4 protein-coding genes and 1 pseudogene are annotated in these 5,130 nt (G+C 63.3%); all 5 read right to left on the minus strand.

Going from position 1 to position 5,130, the window contains the following annotated elements; all coding sequences use genetic code 11:
- The coding region (locus EOD07_RS21760; protein ID WP_164772411.1) for an alcohol dehydrogenase catalytic domain-containing protein at positions 1 to 400 on the minus strand (400 nt) is incomplete at its 3' end.
- A 71-nt stretch (positions 401 to 471) separates the two neighbouring features.
- Entirely contained in the window at positions 472 to 1,437 is a 966-nt protein-coding gene (locus EOD07_RS21765; RefSeq protein WP_127236938.1) for an ABC transporter permease, read from the minus strand.
- Entirely contained in the window at positions 1,434 to 2,987 is a 1,554-nt protein-coding gene (locus tag EOD07_RS21770; RefSeq protein ID WP_127236939.1) for a sugar ABC transporter ATP-binding protein, read from the minus strand. Before EOD07_RS21770 ends, EOD07_RS21765 begins: the two co-directional genes overlap by 4 nt.
- Positions 2,988 to 3,245: 258 nt before the next feature.
- Positions 3,246 to 4,241: an ABC transporter substrate-binding protein gene (locus EOD07_RS21775; protein ID WP_041010333.1), complete on the minus strand. Its 996-nt coding sequence runs from the start codon at positions 4,239 to 4,241 to the stop codon at positions 3,246 to 3,248.
- 349 nt (positions 4,242 to 4,590) lie between these two features.
- Positions 4,591 to 5,130: pseudogene (locus EOD07_RS21780) on the minus strand (UxaA family hydrolase); the annotation flags it as partial.

Here is a 5,130-nt window from a genome sequence, read left to right on the forward strand (position 1 = left end):
GGCCGTTCGCGGGATAAAGGTTCTGGGCCGGCGCCAGGATCTCGTCGCACATGGCGCCGTCGCGGTGGACGCCGAGCACCTCGATCTTGACGCAGCAATTCGGCTTGCCGTGCCGGCAGGCGATGCATTTGCCGCATGAAAGGTAGGGGTTGATGATGACCGGCTCGCCGACGGCGAGATCGACGCCTTCACCCCTTTCGACGACCGTGCCCGAGACCTCGTGGCCCATGATGCGCGGATAGGCCAAGAACGGGTGCTTGCCTTCGAAGATGTGATAGTCGGTGCCGCAGATGCCGACATGGCTGACAGCGACACGCGCCCAGCCGGGCGGCGGCGCGCCGGGGTCGGCGCGGTCTTCGAGGACAAGCTCGCCAGGCGAGCGGCAGACGACGGCTTTCATGGCAGATCCAGTGTTCAAAAAGGAGCGCCGGCCTCGGCATGCGGGGCCGGCGCGGATGTTTCAGGGAGGAGTCATTTGCCCCGGCGGCGCAGGCCGTCGAAGTAGACGATGACAATGATCAGCAGGCCGGTGATGACGCGCTGCCAGAAGGTGTTGACGTTGAGCAGGTTGGCGCCGTTGTTGATCGTCGACAGGATGAAGGAGCCGATCAGCGGTCCATGCACGGAGCCGATGGCGCCGAACAGCGAGGTGCCGCCGATGACCGACGAGGCGATGGCCTGCAGCTCATAGGTGTCGCCCTGTGTCGGGTTGCCGATGCCGATGCGCGAGGCCAAGAGCACGCCGACGAAGGCGGCCAGCAGGCCGGACAGGATATAGGCCATGAAGATGGTGCGGGGCACGTTGACGCCCGACAAGCGGGCGGCCTCGGCGTTGGAGCCGACCGAGAACAGGTAGCGGCCCCAGCGCGTGTGGTGCAGGAAGATGTAGGACGGGATGGCGACCAGGATCACCATCCAGAACAGATAGGGGATGCCGAACAACGAACCACGGGAGAATGCCTGGAACGGGTCGCTGTTGATCGAGATCGAATTGCCGTTGGTCATCAGAAGGCCGATGCCGCGCAGCGAGGTCATGGTGGCCAGAGTGATGATGAAGGGCGGCAGGCCCATCTTGACGATGCCGAAACCATGGAACAGGCCGATGGCGACGCCGACCAGCAAGGTCGCCAGCACCGCCGCCCAGATCGGCCAGCCGGCATTGATCAAAAGCGCGACGACCACCGTGGTGAAGCCGACCACCGCGCCGACCGACAGGTCGATGCCGCCGGTGATGATGACGAAGGTCTGGCCGACGGCCAAGATGGCGATCAACGAGCCCTGGCGCAGAAGATTGGTGATGTTGAGCGCCGTGGCGAAGGACGGCGTGGCGACAGCCAGCACGATCCACATCAGCAGAAGAAGGCCAAGCAGGGTCAGGCCGAAGAGCGCGTTGAAATTGCGCTTGAATTTTTCGGCGGGGATCGCCTCGGTGCTCATTTTTGTCCTCCCGACTTTTCTTGTTTCTCGGCCAGTGCCTGTCCCAGAATGTCCTCGTGGCTCGCGGTGCGGAAACCATGCGTGGCGACCAGCTTGCCGCGCCGGAACACATGCAGCGTGTCGGCAAGCTCGTAGACTTCCGGCAGATAGGATGAGATCAGGATGATGCCGGCGCCCTTGGACAGCAGCGTCGAGAACAGCCGGTAGATCTCCGCCTTGGTGCCGACATCGACGCCTACCGTCGGCTCGTCGAAGATGAACAGCTTGGCGCCATGCGCCAGCCATTTGCCGATGACGATCTTCTGCTGGTTGCCGCCCGAGAGGCTGGAGGCGAGCGCGCTGCGCGTCGGCGTTTTGATGCGCAGGTCGGCGATCTGGCGGTCGGCCTCGGCCTTTTCCTTGGCGCCGGAGATCAACAGGTTGCTCGAGATGCGCTTGTAGATCGGCAGATTGAGGTTCATGCCAACCGACAGGTTGAGGCAGAGGCCCTGGTCGCGGCGGCTTTCCGGGGCCAGCGCCATGCCGAGCCTTATGGCGTCATGCTCGGAATTGACCTGGACCTCCTTGCCCTCCCACAGGATCTGGCCGGCCGATTTCCTGTGGCGGCCGTAGAGCGTGGTGACGAACTCGCTGCGGCCGGCGCCGATCAGGCCGTAGAGACCGACGATCTCGCCGGCGCGGACGGTCACGGAGACATTCTCGAAGCCTTTGCCGGAGAGGTTCTTCGTCTCGACGATCGTCGCGCCGGGGGTGAAATGCTCCTTGTGGTAGATCTGCTCGATCGAGCGGTTGATCATCAGCTTGACCAGTTCGGCCTCGTCGGTCTCGGCTATGTCGCGGGTGCCGACCAAAGTGCCGTCGCGCAGCACGGAGACGCGGTCGGCAAGCTCGAACACCTCCTCCATGCGATGGCTGATGTAGATGATGGTGACGCCTTCGCCCTTCAGCCTGCGGATCAGCTTGAAGAGCTGGTCGGCCTCCTTGCGGGTGAGGTAGGCGGTCGGTTCGTCGAAGATCAGGAACTTCGTGCCGCGCACGGTGGCTCTGGCTGCGGCGATCAGCTGCTGCTGGCCGATGGTAAGGTCGCCGAGCACGACATGCGCCGGCAGGTCGAAGCCCAGCCCGTCGATGATCTTCTGCGCGTCCTTGACCATGGCGCGCTGCTGCAGGAGGCCGAAGCGGGACTCCTCCTCGCCGAGGAACATGTTGGCGGCGACGGTGAGGTGGCGGCACAGCACCACCTCCTGGTGGACGGCGTTGATGCCGAGCGCCATCGCTTCGTGCGGCGTGGCCAAGGCCGCCGGCTTGCCCTCCCAGATCACCTCGCCCGAGGTGCGCGGCATGACGCCGGTCAGAAGTTTTATCAGCGTCGACTTGCCGGCACCGTTCTCGCCGACGATGGCGTGGATCTCGCCAGCCTTGAAGGCGAGATGCACCGGCTTCAGCGCATGCGTGCCGGGATAGCGCTTTTCGAGGCCGTTGAGCTCGAGGATCGTCCTGCCCGGGGCCAATGTGGGGGCCGGGTGCAGTTCCTGCGCCGTCGACGTCATGACAATCCTCCCAGATTGGTCTCAACCGTTGGGTACGCAGCGATGCGTCTGACGCGCATCTTGAAGCAGGAGCCTAGATCAGGATGACGTTTCGTTGAATCGTCATCCTGATCCAATTCCTTGTTGGAGCATGATCTTGTCCGAAAACCGGTTCCCACTTTTCGGGATCATGCTCTAAATCAGGCCGGCGAATTTCGAAATCGCCTGATGGATGTTTCCGGGGCGAGGACGCCCCGGAAACGACTGTCGCGACGCTGCTCAGTTGAGCTTCGGGTTGAGCAGCGCGTCGATCTTGGGTTCTTTCATGTTCGCCTTGGTGACGAGGTTGGCGCCGGTGTCGACATTGGCTTCGACCTTCTCGCCCTTCGAGGCGGCCAAGGCGGTCTTGATGCCGTCGTAGCCCATCCGGTACGGGTCCTGGACGACGAGGCCGGAGATGACGCCGTCGTTGAGGAACTTGATCAGCTTTTCGTCGCTGTCGAAGCCGATCAGCGCCACCTTGCCACCGAGATTGTTCTCGGCGATCGCCTGGCCGACGCCCTGCGCCATGATCAGGTTGGAGGCGAAGATGCCCTTGAGGTCCGGGTTGGCGGTGATCAGGTCGGTCGCGATGTTGAGGCCGGTGGTGGCCTGGCCGTCGGCATATTTGTCGGCGACCAGCTCGAGACCCGGATACTTGGCCTTGATCTGTTCGATGAAGCCCTGCTTGCGCTGCTCCAGCGAACCGGCGCCGGGCAGAGCCGTGATCAGCGCGACCTTGCCTTCGACCTTGCCGCCATTGGCGGCGCCGATCGCGGCGGCGAGACCGTCAGCCGCGACGCGGCCGCCCTGGACGTTGTCGGTGGTGAGGAAGGAGGTGAAGGCCTTGGAGTCGGCGCCGGAGTCGATGCCGATGACCTTGACCTTCGAGGCCGCCTCGTCGATCGGCTTGCCGAGCGCCTTGAACTCGGTCGGCGAGATGACGATCGCCGCCGGGTTGCTGGCGACGGCGTTTTCGAGGATCGAGATCTGGCCGTTGACGTCGGTTTCGGCCTGGGCGCCGAGCTCCGGCACGTTGATGCCGAGGTCCTTGCCCGCCTTGCGGGCGCCGGCCAGAACGATCTGCCAGTAGAAGGAGGTGGTGTCCTTGACGATGATCGGAATGGTCACGTCGGCCGCCGAGGCGGGCGCGGAATGCATCGCGCCGGCGAGCATCGACGCGGCGGCCAAGGCCACGAAAGCACGGCGGTTGAGAAGGCTGGTCACGAATTTCATTAGGTTCCTCCCTAAAGTCGCCTGGTGAAGGTTTCGGAAGCTCCATCTGGATAGGCGCGGCCCAAACAGAACTTTATCAATAAAAAACAGATACCGTTTTTTGATAATGCATCGGCATGGCCGATGCAAGCGGTGTCTGGTGCCGTTTGTGTGATGCCGGATCAGCTTTGTCCGGCTCCGCCAGCTCCTCCCTGGCGGCACATGGCGCTTCCGTTCCTCCTTGTCGATATGGAACGATAATTTCATACTACTGTCAATATGGAATATTCATTCCATCGTAAGGTCGCGCAATCGTGAAGGCAGGCTTCCTTGCTGCCCGTAGCGTTGCTGCCGGGATAATGGCGCGAGGTTAAAGCGTCGCGCCGAGATGCCAGGGCACGAATTCGTTGTCGCCGTAGCCGAACGTCTCGCTCTTGGTCTTGCGGCCGGACGCCGTCTCGATGATCAGCTCGAAGATCTCGCGGCCCATGCCGGGAATCGTCTTCTCGCCCGAGGCGATGACGCCGCAATTGACGTCCATGTCCTCTTCCATCTGGTGGTACATGGTCGAGTTGGTGGCGACCTTGATCGACGGCGTCGGCCGGCAGCCGAAGCAGGAACCGCGGCCGGTGGTGAAGACGATGACGTTGGCGCCGCCGGCCACCTGGCCGGTGGCCGAGACCGGGTCGTAGCCGGGCGTGTCCATGAACACCAGGCCGCTGCCGGTTACCTTCTCGGCATAGCCGAAGACGCCGTTGAGCGGCGTCTGGCCGCCCTTGGCGACGGCGCCCAGCGATTTCTCGAGGATGGTGGTCAGGCCGCCGCGCTTGTTGCCTGGCGAGGGATTGTTGTCGATCGAGGCGCCGTGCTTGGCGGTGTGGTCCTCCCACCATTTCACGAAGCCGTCGAG

It is taken from the genome of Mesorhizobium sp. M2C.T.Ca.TU.002.02.1.1, from assembly GCF_003997225.1.

Excerpts from the sequence above, each read along its gene's own strand:
- EOD07_RS21775 (WP_041010333.1), bottom strand. The coding sequence starts at position 4,241 with ATGAAATTCGTGACCAGCCTTCTCAACCGCCGTGCTTTCGTGGCCTTG.
- EOD07_RS21765 (WP_127236938.1), bottom strand. The coding sequence starts at position 1,437 with ATGAGCACCGAGGCGATCCCCGCCGAAAAATTCAAGCGCAATTTCAAC.
- EOD07_RS21770 (WP_127236939.1), bottom strand. The coding sequence starts at position 2,987 with ATGACGTCGACGGCGCAGGAACTGCACCCGGCCCCCACATTGGCCCCG.